At 73.0% G+C, this 16,828-nt stretch carries 11 protein-coding genes; 6 read left to right on the top strand and 5 right to left on the bottom strand.

What is annotated here, in order from left to right:
• Window positions 1-5: 5 nt before the first annotated feature.
• From ACFU5O_RS18970 to ACFU5O_RS18955, 4 genes are read right to left on the bottom strand one after another with little or no spacing between them, the layout of a single operon-like run.
• The gene (locus ACFU5O_RS18970) at window positions 6-872 is read right to left on the bottom strand and encodes a biotin-dependent carboxyltransferase family protein (protein WP_384241773.1); all 867 of its coding nucleotides are present in this window, start codon (window positions 870-872) and stop codon (window positions 6-8) included.
• Window positions 869-1,522 (bottom strand): 5-oxoprolinase subunit PxpB, encoded by a 654-nt coding sequence (gene pxpB, locus ACFU5O_RS18965; protein WP_384241771.1) that lies wholly within the window; start codon window positions 1,520-1,522, stop codon window positions 869-871. Before pxpB ends, ACFU5O_RS18970 begins: the two co-directional genes overlap by 4 nt.
• Complete coding sequence (locus ACFU5O_RS18960; RefSeq protein WP_384241769.1) at window positions 1,519-2,283, bottom strand: LamB/YcsF family protein; 765 nt, start codon at window positions 2,281-2,283, stop codon at window positions 1,519-1,521. The genes pxpB and ACFU5O_RS18960 overlap by 4 nt, the downstream gene beginning before the upstream one ends.
• A gap of 14 nt (window positions 2,284-2,297) precedes the next feature.
• Window positions 2,298-3,575 (bottom strand): MFS transporter, encoded by a 1,278-nt coding sequence (locus ACFU5O_RS18955; protein ID WP_384241766.1) that lies wholly within the window; start codon window positions 3,573-3,575, stop codon window positions 2,298-2,300.
• A gap of 177 nt (window positions 3,576-3,752) precedes the next feature.
• On the opposite strand from ACFU5O_RS18955, the gene ACFU5O_RS18950 reads away from it, so the two are divergent.
• The 4 genes from ACFU5O_RS18950 (at window position 3,753) to ACFU5O_RS18935 (ending at window position 12,753) form a co-directional block, all read left to right on the top strand.
• Window positions 3,753-4,475, top strand: a complete 723-nt coding sequence (locus ACFU5O_RS18950) for a GntR family transcriptional regulator (RefSeq protein WP_384241764.1) — start codon at window positions 3,753-3,755, stop codon at window positions 4,473-4,475.
• A 120-nt stretch (window positions 4,476-4,595) separates the two neighbouring features.
• Window positions 4,596-6,140, top strand: coding sequence for a hypothetical protein (locus tag ACFU5O_RS18945; protein WP_384241763.1), 1,545 nt, complete (start codon window positions 4,596-4,598; stop codon window positions 6,138-6,140).
• A 136-nt stretch (window positions 6,141-6,276) separates the two neighbouring features.
• Window positions 6,277-7,188, top strand: a complete 912-nt coding sequence (locus ACFU5O_RS18940; RefSeq protein WP_384241761.1) for a hypothetical protein — start codon at window positions 6,277-6,279, stop codon at window positions 7,186-7,188.
• 33 nt (window positions 7,189-7,221) lie between these two features.
• Complete coding sequence (locus tag ACFU5O_RS18935; protein WP_384241759.1) at window positions 7,222-12,753, top strand: hypothetical protein; 5,532 nt, start codon at window positions 7,222-7,224, stop codon at window positions 12,751-12,753.
• A 38-nt stretch (window positions 12,754-12,791) separates the two neighbouring features.
• On the opposite strand, the gene ACFU5O_RS18930 is transcribed toward ACFU5O_RS18935, so the two are convergent.
• Entirely contained in the window at window positions 12,792-13,208 is a 417-nt protein-coding gene (locus ACFU5O_RS18930; protein ID WP_384241756.1) for a hypothetical protein, read from the bottom strand.
• Window positions 13,209-13,657: 449 nt separating this feature from the next.
• Between ACFU5O_RS18930 and ACFU5O_RS18925 the strand changes: the two genes are divergently transcribed.
• Window positions 13,658-16,399, top strand: a complete 2,742-nt coding sequence (locus tag ACFU5O_RS18925; RefSeq protein ID WP_384241754.1) for a nitrate- and nitrite sensing domain-containing protein — start codon at window positions 13,658-13,660, stop codon at window positions 16,397-16,399.
• A complete protein-coding gene (locus tag ACFU5O_RS18920) occupies window positions 16,396-16,815 on the top strand; it encodes a roadblock/LC7 domain-containing protein (RefSeq protein WP_384241752.1) in 420 nt (139 codons plus the stop codon). The genes ACFU5O_RS18925 and ACFU5O_RS18920 overlap by 4 nt, the downstream gene beginning before the upstream one ends.
• Window positions 16,816-16,828 lie beyond the last annotated feature (13 nt).

Here is a 16,828-nt window from a genome sequence, read left to right as displayed (position 1 = left end):
ACCGCTCACCTGCCGACCGGCAGGAAACGTACCGGGGTCCCGGGCGCGGCCTGCGCCGCCGCCGCCAGGTCCGCTTCCCGTACCACCGCGACGACGGGATAGCCGCCCGTCGTCGGATGATCGGCGAGAAAGACCACGGGCCGTCCGTCCGGCGGCACCTGGACCGCTCCCAGGACCATGCCCTCGCTGGGCAGTTCGGTCCGGACCGCACGCTCCAGGGGCGGGCCTTCCGTGCGCAGGCCGATACGGTTGCTCGCCGCCGACACCCGGTAGGCGGCGCTGGTCAGCATGTGCAGGGCGGCCCGCGTGAACCAGTCGTGGCGCGGACCGAGCCGGACCCGCAGCACCAGCTCGGCCGGCGGGGCCGGCCAGGGCGAGCCGTCCAGCCGGCCGGGCGGCCCGACGGGCGGCCCGAGCGGGAGCACCGCGCCGTCGTCCAGGGGCGGGGGGCCGAGACCGGACAGCAGGTCCGCAGAGCGGCTGCCCAGCACCAGGTCCGACGCGATCCCCCCGGAGACCGCCACATAGCTCCGGACGCCACGCACCGCGGTCCCGACCTCCAGCAGCGCTCCTGCCGTCACGCGTACCGGAGCACCCCAGGCGACCGCCCGTCCGTCGACGCGTACCGGGCACGGCGCCCCGCCCACCGCCACCGTCACCGCGCAACGGGGCCGCACCGCGCAGCCGGTGAGCGTGGTCTCCAGTGCCGCCGCCCGCTCGGAATTGCCCACGAGCCGGTTGACCAGCCGCAGGGCGCCGGGATCGAGCGCGCCGGAGCGCGGCACGCCGAGGTGAGCGTGTCCTGGGCGCCCCAGGTCCTGCACGGTGGTCAGCGCCCCGGCCCGTACGACCGTGAGAGCCCGGTCGGTCACCGGCGCGCTCCCGGTTCGGGGGCTCCGGGCCCTTCGGGCCCTTCTGGTACGAAGCGCACACGGACTCCGGGGGACAGCAGGGCGGCGGGCTCGCGCGCGGGGTCCCACAGGGTGACGTCGGTGGTCCCGATCAGCTGCCAGCCGCCGGGCGAGGAACGGGGGTACACACCGGTGTAGGGCCCGCCCAGCGCGACCGATCCCGCGGGCACGGATGTCCGGGGCGTCGCTCTGCGCGGCACCGCGAACCGCTCGTCCAACCCGGTCAGATACCCGAACCCGGGCGCGAATCCGCAGAAGGCGACATGGAATTCGGCCGCCGAGTGGATGCCCGCGACCTCGTCCGCGGCCACCGACCACAGCGCCGCGACCTCCGCCAGATCCGGCCCGTCGTAACGCACAGGTATCTCGATCACCTCTCCGGCGTCCTGGGGCAGCGGCGGTATGTCCCATCCGGGCAGCTCCGCCGCCAGTCGCCCTGGTTCTTCGATGCCGTCCAGCAGCACCGTCCGTGCCGCGGGCACGATCTCCGCCGTCGGAGGGAGCGTGCCCGCCGCGCGGCGCCGGAGGAGTTCGGCGTGGAGCGACTCCGCCTCCACGCCGCTGCCGAGCTCCACGAGAAGTGCCCGGTCACCGACGGGCAGGAGCTTCATACGAAGGCCTCCACACGGACCCCCGACGCCTCCAGCCGCGACCGGACCCGGCGTGCCAGACCCACCGCCCCCGGGGTGTCGCCGTGCAGACAGAGCGAGCGGGCCCGGACGGCGACGGACCGTCCGCACAGCGAGGTGACCACGCCGAACCTGGCCATGGAGACCGACCGTTCCACCACGGTCCCCGGGTCGGTGACGACGGCACCCTCCTGCCCCCGTGGCACGAGGGTGCCGTCCGCCGTGTAGGCCCGGTCCGCGAAAGCCTCGGCGACGACGGGGAGTCCGGCCTTCTCGGCCATCGCGTGCAGCCTGGATCCGGGCAGCCCCAGTACGGGCAGCCGCTCGCCGGTGAGCATGACGCCCTCGACGACTGCCGCCGCCTGCTCCTCGTCGTGGACGACCCGGTTGTAGAGCGCCCCGTGCGGCTTGACGTAGGAGACGCGCGTACCGGCCGCGCGGGCGAACACCTCCAGCGCGCCTATCTGGTAGGCGACTTCGGCGGCAAGCTCATCCGGCGGGACGTCCATCGGGCGGCGGCCGAAGCCGGCCAGATCGCGGTACGAGACCTGGGCGCCGATCCGCACCTTGTGCTCGGCCGCCATGGCGCAGACCCGCCGCATGGTGGCCGCGTCCCCCGCGTGGAAGCCGCAGGCCACATTGGCGCTGGTGACGACCGGGAGCAGTTGCTCGTCGTCGGTCAGCCGCCAGCGGCCGAAGCCCTCGCCGAGGTCGGCGTTGAGATCGATCGAAGCCCAGGTCACGGGTGTTTCTCCTTTCACACGAGCTCTCGGCCGCGCGTCTCGGGCAGCCCGAACAGAGCGAGCACGGCCAGTCCGTAGCCGACGGCACCGAAGACCAGGGCGCCGCCGACGCCCCAGCTGCCGGCGAGGAATCCGACGAGCGTGGGGAAGAACGCCCCCGCCGCGCGGCCGGTGTTGTAGGTGAAGCCCTGACCTGTGCCGCGCACCGCCGTCGGATACAGCTCGGCGAGGAATGATCCGAAGCCGCTGAATATCGCGGACATGCAGAAGCCGAGCGGGAATCCGAGCACGAGCAGCAGACCGTCGGCCCCCGACGGGATGTGGGTGTAGGCCAGGATGCAGGCGGCGGAGAGCACGGCGAACAGGGCGATGTTCCGTTTGCGGCCGAGTACGTCGGTGAGGTACCCGCCTGTGAGGTACCCGATGAAGGCGCCGGATATGAGGAGCGTCAGATAGCCCCCGGTGCCGACGACGGTCAGCCCGCGCTCGGTCTTCAGATAGGTCGGTACCCAGGTGGCCAGTGTGTAGTAGCCGCCCTGCACACCGGTGGAGAGCAGCACCGCGAACAGCGTGGTGCGCAGCAGATCCTTGCGGAAGATCGTGGAGAACGAACCCCGCTCCCTGCTCGCCCGCCGACGCTCGGCCGCTTCCGGCGCGTCGCTCACGTTCCGCCGTACGTAGACGACGAGGAGGGCGGGCAGCGCGCCCGTCCAGAACATCACCCGCCAGGCGGTGTCGGCGTCGAGGAACTGGAACACCAGTGTGTAGACGATGACGGCGAGCGCCCAGCCGATGGCCCATGAGCTCTGGATCGCGCCGAGTGTGCGGCCGCGGTGCCTGGCCGTCGCGTACTCCGCGACCAGGACGGCGCCCACGGCCCATTCGCCACCGAAACCGAGGCCCTGGAGCGCGCGGAAGACCAGCAGCGTCTCGTAGTTGGGAGCGAATCCGCAGAGAACGGTGAAAAGCGCATAGGTGATCACTGTGATCATCAATGCGCGGACCCTGCCGATGCGGTCGGCCAGGATCCCCGCCAGTGCGCCGCCGATGGCCGAGACGACCAGGGTGACCGTGGTCAGCAGCCCGGTCTGGCCCGTGTCGAGGCTGAAGTACGCGGCGATCGCCACCATGCTCAGCGGCAGCGTGAAGAAGTCGTACGAGTCGAGGGCGAAACCGCCGAACGCGCCCGCGAAGGCGCGGCGTCCGCGCGGTCCGAGCGCCCGCAGCCAGGCGAACGCACCGGTGTCGTCAGGGAGTCGGTCCTGCTTCGGGTGTGCACGGGTCGTGCTCATCTGCACCTCGCAGAGGGGGAGGGGGTGCTGTTGAGTGACGCTGGCCACAAGGTAGAGGATTGTTGAACGATCCGACAAGAGTCACGTTGTCCCGTCCCTGCTTCTACGATTGGATCCGGAGGGCCCGGAAGGGCCGGCGGCCGGGCGACGGCCAGGGAGAGCGGAATAGAGGGCGCTGTGGGGACGACGGGTTCAGAGCTCGGCGAGCTGTCCGACGACCGCCGGCTGCTGGGCCGCACCAGCACCGCGGAGCGGGTCGCGGACATCCTGCGCAGCCGCATCGCGGAGGGGTTCTTCCCTCCGGGGGCGCGGCTCTCGGAGGACAGCATCGGCGGCGCCCTGGGCGTCTCGCGCAACACACTGCGTGAGGCATTCCGTCTGCTGACGCACGAGCGGCTGCTGGTGCACCAGCTCAACCGTGGTGTGTTCGTCCGGGTCCTCACGGTCGAGGACGTGGAGGACATCTACCGCACCCGCAGGCTCGTCGAATGCGCGGTCGTCCGCGGGCTGGGCGAGCCGCCGTTCGCGCTCGACAGCCTGCGCGACGCCGTGACCAGGGGACGGCGGGCGGCGCGTGAGAAGGACTGGAAGGGCGTCTCCACGGCCAACATCCACTTTCACCGCGAACTCGTGGCGCTCGCCCGCAGCGTCCGCACCGACGAGCTCATGCGGGGCGTGCTCGCCGAACTCCGGCTCGCCTTCCATGTGGTGGACGACCCCCGCGGACTCCATGAGCCCTATCTCGTGCGGAACCGGGAGATTCTGGATGCGCTGGAGGCGGGCGAGCGGGACAGGGCGGAGGCTCTGCTCGCCCAGTACCTCGACGACTCCCGCACCCGGCTGGTGAAGGTGTACGCGGGACTGGTCCGGGACGAGGGCGGGGGCGGGGCAGAACGCTAGGGCGGGGTGCGGGGTGCGGGGTGCGCGGTGCGGGGTGCGCGAGCCCGTCGGGCCCACCTCGAACCCGGGGTTTCTGCGCCGTTTCGACCGGTGTCAGTGCGAGGACCTAGTCTGTCCACCGTGACTTCGCCTGCCTCGACGGAATTCGTTCCGCCCCAGCTCAGCGCGGGGCCGCGCCCCGCTCAGGGCCCGGCCGCCGACGAAGGGCTCGCGCGGCGGCTCCGTGCGCTCGCGTGCACGGCGCCCCTGCACGATCTGGACACGCGCAAGGCGAATCTGGCCGGAGAGTACTCGGTCTACGCGATGGCCGAAATCGCCCTGGCCGCCATCGATCTCGTCACGCTCAACATGGACTTCGACACCGGCGCGGACCACGAGCAGATAGTGGCGAGACTGCTCCCGCGCGTCGCGGCGCAGGCCCCGCGGCGCCCCCTGGGGGAGCACGAGCGTGTCGCCCGCTGGGTGCTGGAGAACCTGATCAACGTAGGAAGTGTCGACCGGGGCTTCCGTGCGGTTTACGGCACTTTCGGGTCTGACGGGGTCTATGTCCGCCGGGACTACGACTTCAAGCTCATCGAGGAAGTCCCGGGCTACGGCGGCAGCGTCTATCTCCGTACGACGGACGAAGCGGTCAACGTCCTCGTCGGCGCGCTCGACACGGACGTCACCAGCGCACAGATCGCGGCCGAGGTGAAGCTGGAGGTCCTGATCAGCCGCGGCCGGCTCGCCGACGCCCAGCTCGCCGCCGAACAGGCCCGCTACCGGACCGTGCAGTACGCGGAGACCCTCCGCAGGACGCTCGAGGCGACCCGGCGCAATGTGCGCGCGGTCGACTGGCTCAACGCCGTGCCGGACATGATCGCCGAGGCGCTCGACCATGTCGCCGACCGGTACCGCCACGAGAACGCCATCCTGACGAACATCCGCAAGGCGCGCGACGAGGCAGAGACCGGCTCCGATCCGAAGACGGCCGAGCACAAGCGCCGTGCCGCCGAGCTCGTGGACATCGTCAAGGACTGCATCCGCCGCCACACCCAGCTTCAGTCCCGGCTCCTGGAGGCCGGCCCGCTGTTCCGGGCCGAGCAGGACCGCCAGGCCTTCGCGGCGCCCGCCGCACGCTCCGGGATCGATCTCTACGGACAACTGGTCGCCCCCCTGCTGCCCCTGCCCGTCGGGCAGGCCATCCGTGTCACCGACGCCTTCTTCGCGCGCGGCACCGGGCTGCGCACCCCCGCTTCGGTGCGGGTCGGCGATCTCGTCGAGATGCTGCTGACCCCGCCGGTCGAGCGCGAACACCTCGGCGCCGAGATGCCCGAGCCCGATCTGATCGCGACGCCGGACGACAGCCGCTTCAGCGAGGAGCAACTCGCGAGCGCCATGGAGCTGCTCGACCTGGAGCACGACGCCCCCCGCCGGCTCTCCGGCCTGCTCGCCGAGGCCCGCCGCCGTGACCCCGATCTCCCCTACCTGGTCGCCCTGCTCGCCGTCCACGCGGCCAGCCCTCCGGTCGGCACGGCCTACCGCCAGGGCGAGCAGCGTCTTCTCTTCGCCGTCGACGACGGCACCGAGCTGGACGACCCCGAGTTCGGCGGCGCCGACCTGATCGTGGGCACGGCCCTGCTGGACGCGGCCGGCATGGCGGCGGACCGTACGGAGGCGGCGTGAGCCGCCCGCAGGAGCGCGCCCCCGAACCCGCGAGGGGCAGCCGTCCCCGGCGCCACGGCCGGCCCCGGCGCCCGCGGGGCGCGGGAGCCGCCGTCCACCCCGTACTTCCGTACCACCGCACAGAGGAGCAGCAGCCGTGAGCGACCAGCCCGCAGAGCACGCCGGGGCGTGGGGCGAGCCGGGCGCGCCGCAGGGGCCCCCGTCCGGACCGATGTCCACGACGGGCGGCGTCACACCCGCGGACGCGGCCGACGCCGCACGGCTCGTCTCGTTCGGCCTGCAGCCCAAGCTGCTGCCCGCGCGTGACGCCGAGTACGCCGACCTGCTCCGTCGCTACCGCGAGGAGCCCGCCTTCGCCAGGCTCGCCGACGCCGTCGCCACCGGCCTCGGGCTCGTCGTCCTCGAGGTCTCCCCCCGCGCGGGCATGGCCGTGACCGCCGGCGAGGACTCGGTGTTCGCCGTCCGCATGGGCGACTACGCCCGTCGCGCCTCCACCGACTCCGCGGACCGGTTCCTGCACGGTCTCGCCCATCTCGCCGTCGCCGCCCTGGCCTTCCCCCGCCCCGAGGACCTCGCCGACGACGGATACATCGGCCGGATCACGGTCAACGGCGTCGACGCGTTCGTACGGCAGGCCTGCCGCCGGCTGGAGGAGCGGGCAGAGGAGCAGGGTGAGAACACCGACCCCGCATCCGACACGCCCGGACTGGAAGCCGCCTGGCGGATCTACGCGCGCCGCAGCGCGACGGGCGCGACGAAGGACGCCCGCAGACTCGCGGGTTCCACCACCGGCATCGTCGGCAAGGCCGTCGCCTTCCTCACCGACTCCGGATTCCTGCAGCGCACCGGCGACGACGCAGGAGGTGCCTACCGCACCACCGCCCGCTACCAGTTGCAGGTCCGCGACATGGCGGGCAGCGCCGCCATGGCCGAGCTGCTGGAGCTCGGTGTCGTCCCCGTCACCGACGGGGCGCCCACGCTCGTGCCGCCGCCCGACGCCGACGACCTCGAGCTGGCCGCCGACGCCGGTCTGCCCTTCCACGCCTGATCACGCACCTGCCACTGACGAGAGTCCGCCGCCATGTACGAGCTGTCCCGGGTCCGCCTCTACTCCATCGGGCCTGCCGGTGCGCGCTACGCCGACACCGTGCTGGACCTGCGCGGAGTCGGCGCGCCCGTGCCCGACCCGGCCCCCACACAGGCCGAGTTCTTCGAGGAGGAGCCGGTCGGCCCGCCACGCCGCCCCGCCCCCGCGGGCGTGCTCTTCCTGGAGAACGGCGGCGGCAAGTCCGTTCTGCTCAAGCTGATCTTCTCGGTGATGCTGCCTGGCCACCGCAACACCCTGGGCGGCGCGAGCTCCGGCGTACTGCGGAAGTTCCTGCTGGCGGACGACTGCGGCCATGTCGCCCTGGAGTGGCAGCACACCCTCACCGGTGAGCTTGTCGTCGTCGGCAAGGTCAGCGAGTGGCGCGGACGGCAGGTCTCCAACGACCCCCGCAAGTTCGCCGAGGCCTGGTACTCCTTCCGGCCGGGCCCTGGGCTCAGCCTCGACTCGCTGCCGGTGGCCGAGTCCACGGCCGTACGCCCCTCCGGCGAGGGCGCGTCGGGCGCACAGGGCCGCCGTCGCACCATGAAGGGCTTCCGGGACGCGATCACCGACGCGGGCAAGGTGTATCCGCATCTCGACGTGTACTGGGAAGAGATCCACGACCGCTGGAACGAGCATCTCGGCGACCTCGGGCTCGACCCCGAACTCTTCCGCTACCAGCGGGAGATGAACGCCGACGAGGGTGAGGCCGCCGGCCTCTTCGCGGTCAAGAAGGACTCCGACTTCACCGATCTGCTGCTGCGGGCCGTCACCGACACCCGGGACACGGACGGCCTCGCCGACCTCGTCAGCGGCTTCGGCAACAAACTGGGACGCCGCGCCGAACTCACCGCGGAGCGCGACTTCACAGCAGGATCCGTCGACCTGCTGGGACGGATCGTGGAAGCCGCCGAAGCGCGGACGCGGGCCCGAGACATCCACGCGGGCGCCGAGCGCCGCACCCGCACCCTCGCCCGAAGGCTCTCCGCCCGCGCGGGGGAGGAGCGTGGCCGCGCCGCGGAACTCGCCCAGCAGGTCACGGCCGCGGCCCACACGGTGACAGAGGCCGAACAGGCGCGCGGCCGCAGCTCACTCATCGCAGCCGAACTGGCCTACCGGCACGCGTCACTTGCGCTTACCGCCGCGGAGAAGGGCGCAGCGGCCCAGCGGCGCGAGCTGACCGACGCGCGCACCCTGCACTCCGCCTGGCAGGCCGCAGAGGCGGTGCTGCGCCACCGCGCCGCCGCCGACCGCTCGGCGCGGGTCGCCGCCGCCATCCGCGAGGCCGAACGGGACGCCGCGCCCGCGCTGGCGGCCCGGGCCGAGGCCGCAGCCGACCTCGTACGAGCCCTGCACTCCGCCGCAGAGGACGGTGAGCGCGTCGCCAACGAGGAGGAGGAGCGCTCCGCCGCCCTCCAGGAAGCGGGCGAGTCGGCCCACCGTGAAGCGACCGCCGCCGCCACGGAGGCCCAGCGTGCCCGCAGCGAGGCCGGGCATCTGCGCCAACGCCTCGCCGAAGTGGAACAGGAGACCGCGGAGGCCGTCCGCGCGGGCTGGCTCGACGACTCCGCCCCCGATGCCGACCCGGCCCGCGCCGCCCTCGCCGCCAGCGACGCGGAGAAGACCGCGGTCGCGGCGGGGGAGGCGGCCCGCGACGCCGCCCGTACCACCGCGGACCGTGCCCGCGAGGCCACCGCCGCCGAGACCCGCGCCGAACTGACGGCGGCCCGTGCGTCGGACGCGGCCCGGGCCGCGCGGCACGCGTACGAGGCGGAGCGCCGCGCCGCCGCCTCCATCGCGGAGTCGGAGCGCCTTGCGGAACTGCTGAGCCTGCCCGTGGTCCCCGCCTCCCCGGCCGTCCCGGGCCCGCGCCGCGATCCGTCCACGGCGGCGACCGGCCGTGCCTCGGTACCGGGACAGGCGACGGGGCCCGCCGGGGCCGACAGCCCCGGCGCCGACAGGAGCCGGGCCGCGGGCGCGGGTTCTGTCTCGTACGCACCGGCGGCGGACGAGTCCGCGACGGCCGGCGCCGGGCGGGCAGAAGACGCAGAAGATCAGGGGCCGGCACCGGCGCGCCCGGTGCCCGGCCCGGGTGGCGACGCATCCGCGGCGAATGCCGGTTCCGGAGCGGCCGGTGCCGTGCCCGCGGAAGACCACGCATCGGGAGCGGCCGACACCGCACGGGCCGACGACCACGGCTCGGCCGTTTCGTCCATCGGCGCGGGCGCCGAGTCCGGAGGCGGGCACCCCGGTGCCAGAACCTCTGCGGCCGCCGGCCACCGCCCGGCCGTGCACGCTTCGCTGCGCGACGAGGCGACCGGGAAGGGCGCCCCCGACGACGCGGTGGTCTCCGCCCCGGTGGGGGCGGATCCGACCGTCGCCGGATCGGCAGGCATCGTGCGCCGGGGGCCCGCGCCTGACGCTGCTCCCGCGCCTGACGCTGCTCCCGCGCCTGACGCGGCAGGGAACTTCAGCCCGGGCGCAGGTCCGGGAGCGACAGGCGCAGAGCCCTCCCCGGGCGGCGACTCCGCTGCTGCCGGTGCTTCAGGGCCCGCCCACGGCGGTGCCGGAGAGCACGGCCCTGGCGGCTCCGGCCCGGTCGTGGCGGGCGCTGCCATCGCCTCTGGCCGTGCGGGCGCCGAAGGCGCCTCGGCGGCCGGGCGGGCCACATCGGGCTCGGGTACGGGCGCCGGAGGCGGCTCCGCACGACGTGAGCCCGCGCGCAGCGCCGAAGGCCCCCTCACCGCCGAGGAGTTGGACCGCTACGCCGACGAGCTGCGCGAGCTGCTCGAGCAGGGAGTCACCGCGGCCGAGCGGCAGCTGTTCGACCTGAGGACCGCAGCCGCCGACGACGCCCGCATTCTGGGCGCGCTCGGTGACGGCGGACTCCTGCCGCCGGGACCCGATGTCCTGGCCACCGTCGAATTCCTCGGCGAGCACGGCGTTCCCGCCCTGCCGGGGTGGCGTTATCTGGCGCAGGCCGTCGACCCCGCCGACCACGCCGCCGTGCTGGCCGCCCGGCCGGAGCTGGTGGACGGCGTCGTGATCACCGACCCCGTCTCCTACGCGCGCGCACGCGACGCACTGGCCGGGGCCGCACTGCTGCCGCGTTCCGCGGTCGCCGTGGGCACCGCCGCCGCGCTGCTCGCGCCGGTACCCGGACCGGGCACCGGCAACGACGCGGACGTGTTCCTCGTACCGCCGAACCCCGCCATGCACGACGAGCACGCCGCCGACGAGGAGCGGCAGGCGCTGCGGGCTCGGGCGGCGGCCCGGGACGAGGAGATCCGCGTGCTGGCCGCGCGGCTCGCGGGGGACCGGGCACTGGCCGCGCGGATCGGGTCCTGGCGTGCGGATTGTCCCGCCGGGACGCTCGCCGAGCTCGCGGAGGCCGCGCGGGAGGCCGAGGAGGCCGCGGAGGCCGCGGAGAGGACGCTCGGGGAAGCCCGTACCGTCCGGGCCGAGGCCGACGAGGCCGCGGCCGACGCCGCACGTGTACGCGACGAGCGGCAGGACGCGGCCCAGCGCGCCCGCCGGGTCGCCGACGCGCTCGCGGGGCTGGCGTTCCGGCTACGGGAACGGGCGGGCTGGCAGGCGAAACTGCGCGAACTCGCGGACGACGCGGCCGAGTCCGAGGCACGGGCCGCGACATGGCTGGAGCGGGCGCGGGCCGCGGACGAGGACCGCCGTGCCGCCCAGCGTGCCGCCGACGACGCCCGCCGGACCGCCCGCGCGCTTCGCGCCGAGCGTGCCGAGATCGCCGGCGCCCCCGAACAGCTCCCGGACGCCGACCCCGACGCCCCCCGTATCGCGCTGCCCGCCCTGCGCGAGGCCTACCGTGCCGCGTCCCAGCTGTACGAGAAGGTCGGCGTCGGCGCCGATCTGCGTGCCGAGCAGGCCCGCGCCGAGAGCGACGAGAGCGCCGCGCTCGGCGAGCTCGACCGCCTCACCAACAAGGTCCGCACGCGCGCCGCACAGCTCCTGGAGGGCACCGACGGCGCCGACGGCCCCTCCCGCCAGGCAGCCGCCGCCCGCGCGGAGTCACTGGTGCAGATGCTGGAGACCCGCGCCTCGGAGGCGAGCGAGAAGCTCGGCCGGCTCCGCGGCGAGGCCGAGCGTCTCGCCCCGCAGGACGGCGAAGCACATACCGAGCTGCCCGGCGAGCTGGTCCCCGCCGACGCCGAGCAGGCCCAGGTACTGCTGCGTACGGCCACGGCCGAACTCGCCGCCCGCACCGGAGCGCTGGACACCGCCCGGGCCACCCATACGGAGCTGCTGCGCGCCCATCGCGCCGCCGAGGACGCGGCCGGCGGTTTCGACGAGACCGCGGCGCAGCTGCGCGACCTGCTCAGGGACCACTCGGATGAGGAGCAGGAGACTCCCGAGCCCTACCCGGGCAGCCTGGAGGAGGCCCGCCACTCCGCGGCCGAGGCGCGCCGCTCGCTGCGCGGCTGTGCGTCCGATCTGTCCGCCGCCGAAGCGGCCGTACGCGAGGCCAGTGACGTCCTCGTACGCCACGCCAACTCCAGTCGCTACGAGGCGGTACGCACCCCCGCCCGTCAGCAGATCCGTGAACTCCCCGCCGCGGCGCTTCCCGAGCACGCGGCGAAGTGGGCAGAGGCGTTCGCGCCCCGGCTGCGCGTCCTCACCGATGAGCTTGCGCAGCTCGAGCGCAACCGCGACTCCATCGTCGACCGTCTTCGCGGCCTGGTGGAATCCGCGCTCACCACGCTCCGTTCCGCGCAGCGGCTGTCCCGGCTGCCGGAGGGCCTCGGTGAGTGGTCCGGGCAGGAATTCCTGCGGATCCGCTTCGAGGAACCGGACCAGGGGAGCCTCACCGAACGGCTCGGCGAGGTCATCGACGAGGCGACCCGCGCCGCGGTGAAGAAGAACTCCGATCTGCGCCGCGACGGCATGTCGCTGCTGCTGCGCGGTGTCCAGGCGGCGCTCCAGCCGAAGGGCGTCGCCGTGGAGATCCTCAAGCCGGACGCGGTGCTGCGCGCCGAGCGGGTCCCGGTCGGGCAGATGGGCGACGTCTTCTCCGGCGGTCAGCTCCTCACCGCCGCCATCGCGCTCTACTGCACCATGGCGGCCCTGCGCAGCAACGACCGTGGCCGCGACAAGCACCGCCACGCCGGCACGCTGTTCCTCGACAACCCCATCGGCCGGGCCAACGCCACCTATCTGCTGGAGCTGCAGCGCGCGGTCTCGGACGCCCTCGGAGTCCAGCTGCTCTACACCACGGGCCTGTTCGACACGACCGCCCTCGCCGAGTTCCCGCTGGTCATCAGACTCCGCAATGACGCGGACCTGCGGGCCGGCCTGAAGTACATCAGTGTCGAGGAGCATCTGCGCCCCGGTCTGCCGCAGCAGCGGACCGAGGGCGAGAGCGTGCACGGCGAGATCACGGCGACCCGCATGTTCAAACGCAGCGCGGAGCAACCCGTCACCGTGGACCGGCCGACGACCGCGGAGCAGCCCGTGGTGCCAGGGGACGGCCCGGGCCCGGCGGCAGCCGCCCCGTAGGCGTCCCGCTCGTCGGTGTCCCGCCGCGGGGCCGGGCGTCAGGCCTGCGACAGCCTGCCGCCCGTACTCCGCCTGCGTATCCGCGCGGCCTGCCGGGTCGCGGCCCTGGCCGCCCGCCGCGCACTCCGTCGCTCGCGACGCAGTTGCCGGGCCGAGCTGCTGGGCACCGAGACCACTCCGTGCCGCTGGTTCCACACCTGCCGGGTGACCCAGACGTCCAGCACGGCCCATGTCGCCAGGACCGTGCTGCCCACGCTGCTCAGGATCATCGGGAACGCCAGCCACGAGCCCGTGAGACTGAAGAAGAACGCCATCATCGCCTGAGTCATCGTCACGGCCGTGACTATCACCGCACGCACGGCCGCCGTTCGTACCGGATCCGGCATGGGCCGCCGGATCGCGGGCTCCTCCACCCAGAGGCCGCCCGCCATACCCGTCTCATCTGCCGTACCCATGGTCCGCGTTCACTCCCCACGCTGTCCGACTACAGGGTGGCTGCCCGGTTTCGGGCCCACTACGCAGACGCGCTCGGTATCCGCCGCGTCCATGCCCCCGGAACCACTGAAATCCCCGCAACCCCCGGCAACTCCTTCTTCTCGTACACAAAGACGAACGGCCCGTTCCGAAGATTCCCGTGGATGGGAGAATTCCAGCCATCGATCCGGGACCGGAATGTCGTCTTCTGTCAGGTGCCCTCGGCCACACTGTGGCGGTCCAACTCCCTGAATACCAGGACAACTCATGATCAAGGCGTCACCTCGCGGCCGAAAAACGACCGGACGTCCCTTCGAGTTGTCAGTGTGTCAGTAGTAGGCTCGCGCCGTTTGTTGACGCAAGTAGCAACACGCACATCACCAAAGGGAATCACCACCCGCCCGCCGCGGGCGTCGATCAGGGGGAGGCCATGCGCTTTCGCGGGAAGTCCATCCGCCGGAAGATCGTGGCGTTGTTGCTCGTGCCGCTCGTGTCCCTCACCGCGCTCTGGGGTTTCGCAACCGCGATCACCGGCCAGGAAGCCAAACAGCTCCTGGATGTCGGTTACATCATCGACAGGGTCGGCCACCCCCTTGAGGACACGGTCCGTGTCATCCAGAAGGAACGCCGCCAGACCCTGGTCTACCTCGCGGATCCGCGTGCCTCCGACTCCCTGCCGACGCTGCGCCGCCAACGCGCCGCCACCGATTCGGCCGTGGCCGAGATCCGGAAGAGCGCCGAGGAGACCGACGTACGGGATTCCGTACGCCCGGAGGTCTCCCAGCGGCTGGACTCGCTCCTCGACGCCCTTGACGGACTGGGTTCACTGCGCCGGAACGTGGAGCAGAGCGCCATCACCCGCGCCCAGGCCCTCGAGTTCTACAACCGGCTGGTCGACCCCTGCTACAGCTTCCTCACCTCTCTCCACGCACTCGAGGACGTGGAGCTGGAGAAACAGGGCCGCGCCCTCGTCGGTGTCGTGCGCGCCCGTGAGCTGCTCTCCCGCGAGGACGCACTCGTGACCTCCGCGCTGATCACGCGCAGGATCACCCCGGCGGAGATCCGCGCGGTCTCCGACCTCGCCGCCAACCGCAAGCTCCTGTACGAAACCAGCCTCGAGGTCCTGCCTTCGTCCGAGCGCGATGTCCTCGAACAGTACTGGCGCAGTCCGGACACACAGCCGTTGCGCGAGACCGAGGAGCGGCTCATCGCCGCGGGCCCCACCAGGAACCCGCGTACCGTGGACGCCGCGCGGTGGGAGGAGCTGGCGACTCCGGTACTGGACGACCTGGCCAGGCAGAGCACAGAGGCGGGCAACCGCTACCAGGACCGTGTCGAGCCCGCCGCGTACGACGTCCTCGTCAAGGCCGGGATCGCCGGTGTCCTCGGCTTCCTCGCCCTGCTGATCTCCCTCGTCGTCTCGGTACGCATCGGCCGTGACCTCGTCCGCTCGCTGTCCAGACTCCGCAAGGAGGCCCACGAGGTCTCCGGCGTGCGCCTGCCCAGCGTCATGCGCAGACTCGCGGCCGGTGAGACGGTCGACGTCGAGACCGAGGCGCCGCACCTCGAGTACGAGAAGGACGAGATCGGCCAGGTCGGCCAGGCCCTCAACACCCTCCAGCGTGCGGCCGTCGAAGCCGCCGTGAAACAGGCCGACGTGCGCCGCGGCGTCTCCGAGGTGTTCGTCAACCTCGCCCGCCGCAACCAGGTGCTGCTGCACCGCCAGCTCACCCTCCTCGACACCATGGAGCGGCGCACGGAGGACACCGAGGAGCTCGCGGACCTCTTCCGCCTCGACCATCTGACGACCCGTATGCGCCGGCATGCCGAAGGTCTGGTCATCCTCTCCGGCGCGGCCCCCTCCCGCCAGTGGCGCAAACCGATCCAGCTGATGGACGTCGTACGGGCCGCCGTCGCCGAGGTCGAGGACTACGAACGCATCGAGGTGCGCCGGCTGCCCCGGATCGGAGTGGGCGGGCCCGCCGTCGCCGACCTCACCCACCTCATCGCGGAGCTGCTGGAGAACGCCACCGTGTTCTCGCCGCCGCACACCGGTGTCCAGGTGCACGGCGACCGGGTCGCCAACGGCTTCACGCTCGAGATCCACGACCGAGGTCTCGGCATGGCCCCCGAGGCGATGCTCGACGCGAACCTCCGGCTCGCCGAGACCCCGGAGTTCGAGCTCTCCGACACCGACCGGCTCGGCCTGTTCGTGGTCAGCCGCCTCGCCCAGCGGCAGAACGTCCGGGTCTCGCTGCAGCCTTCGCCGTACGGGGGCACCACCGCGGTCGTCTTCATCCCGGCCGCGCTGCTCACGGACGCCCCCGAGACGGAGGGCACCGGCTTCAGGCTGGACCGCACGAACGGCCGCCAGGGCCGGGAGCGGGAAGGCGGGCGCCGTCGCACCGACAACGGCAGGCCCGCCGCACTGTCCCAGGTGCCGACGGGGTTGACCGGTCCCTCGGTGCTCGACGGCCCGGTCGAACTGGAACCCCCCGTCGGTACGCCGGGATTCGAGGACCGTCCCGCCATCGCGAGCATCGACACGGTCGCCGACATCGAGGACACCGAGAGCGAGCGCGGTGGGCTCTTCAGGGCCCGCGACTTCCTGCGCACGCCCGCCGACGAGCAGCATCAGCAGGCCTCGGACCAGGCGCCCGAGCGGCCGCGTGGCAACGGACGGCGCCCCACCGGCCCGATCCCGCTGCCCCGCCGCAGGCAGCCGACCCTGGTCAGCGACCATGGCCGCAGGGTCGATGAGCGCGGTCGCCCCCACCCTTCCTCCGGCCGGTCCGCGGCGGCGCCGGGGCAAGCCACGGACAGGACTTCGCGCCCGCAGATGGAACCCGCACCGATACCGCCGACGGCGGCGGACCGGGCCCCGGTGTCCGACAGCACCCCGGCCGGCCCCACGCTCGGTGGCCTGCCGCGCCGTGTGCGCCAGGCCAGTCTCGCCCCGCAGTTGCGGGCGGACGCGTCCGGCCCGGCAGCCGGGGGACCCGGCGGCACACCGGCAGGCGAACCGGACAACGAACGTGACGCGGAAGAAGTACGCGACCGCATGGCCTCGCTGCAACGCGGCTGGCAGCGCGGACGTCGGCAGAACGCCGAGGACGCCACCGGCCCCGGCGAACCAGCACAGGGAACCACTCCGGAGGGGAACGGTCGATGACCGCACCGAACGCCGCAACAAACAACCCCACGACGAGCGGCGAGCTCAACTGGCTCCTCGACGAGCTGGTCGATCGGGTCGGCTCCATCCGCAAGGCACTCGTGCTCTCCGGCGACGGCCTCGCGACCGGCACGTCCAAGGACCTCGGCCGCGAGGACGGCGAGCATCTCGCCGCCGTCGCCTCCGGCTTCCACAGCCTCGCCAAGGGCGTGGGCCGCCACTTCGACGTCGGACACGTCCGCCAGACCGTGGTCGAACTCGACGAAGCGTTCCTCTTCGTCACCGCCGCGGGCGACGGCAGCTGTCTCGCCGTGCTGTCCGACGCCGACTCCGACGTCGGACAGGTCGCGTACGAGATGACGCTGATGGTCAAGCGGGTGGGCGCCCACCTCGCCACGGCACCACGGACCGGCTGACCTCCGGAGGGTG

The sequence above is a fragment of the Streptomyces sp. NPDC057445 genome (assembly GCF_042802855.1).
GTDB lineage: Bacteria > Actinomycetota > Actinomycetes > Streptomycetales > Streptomycetaceae > Streptomyces.
This window is presented reverse-complemented; position numbering and strand designations above follow the sequence as displayed.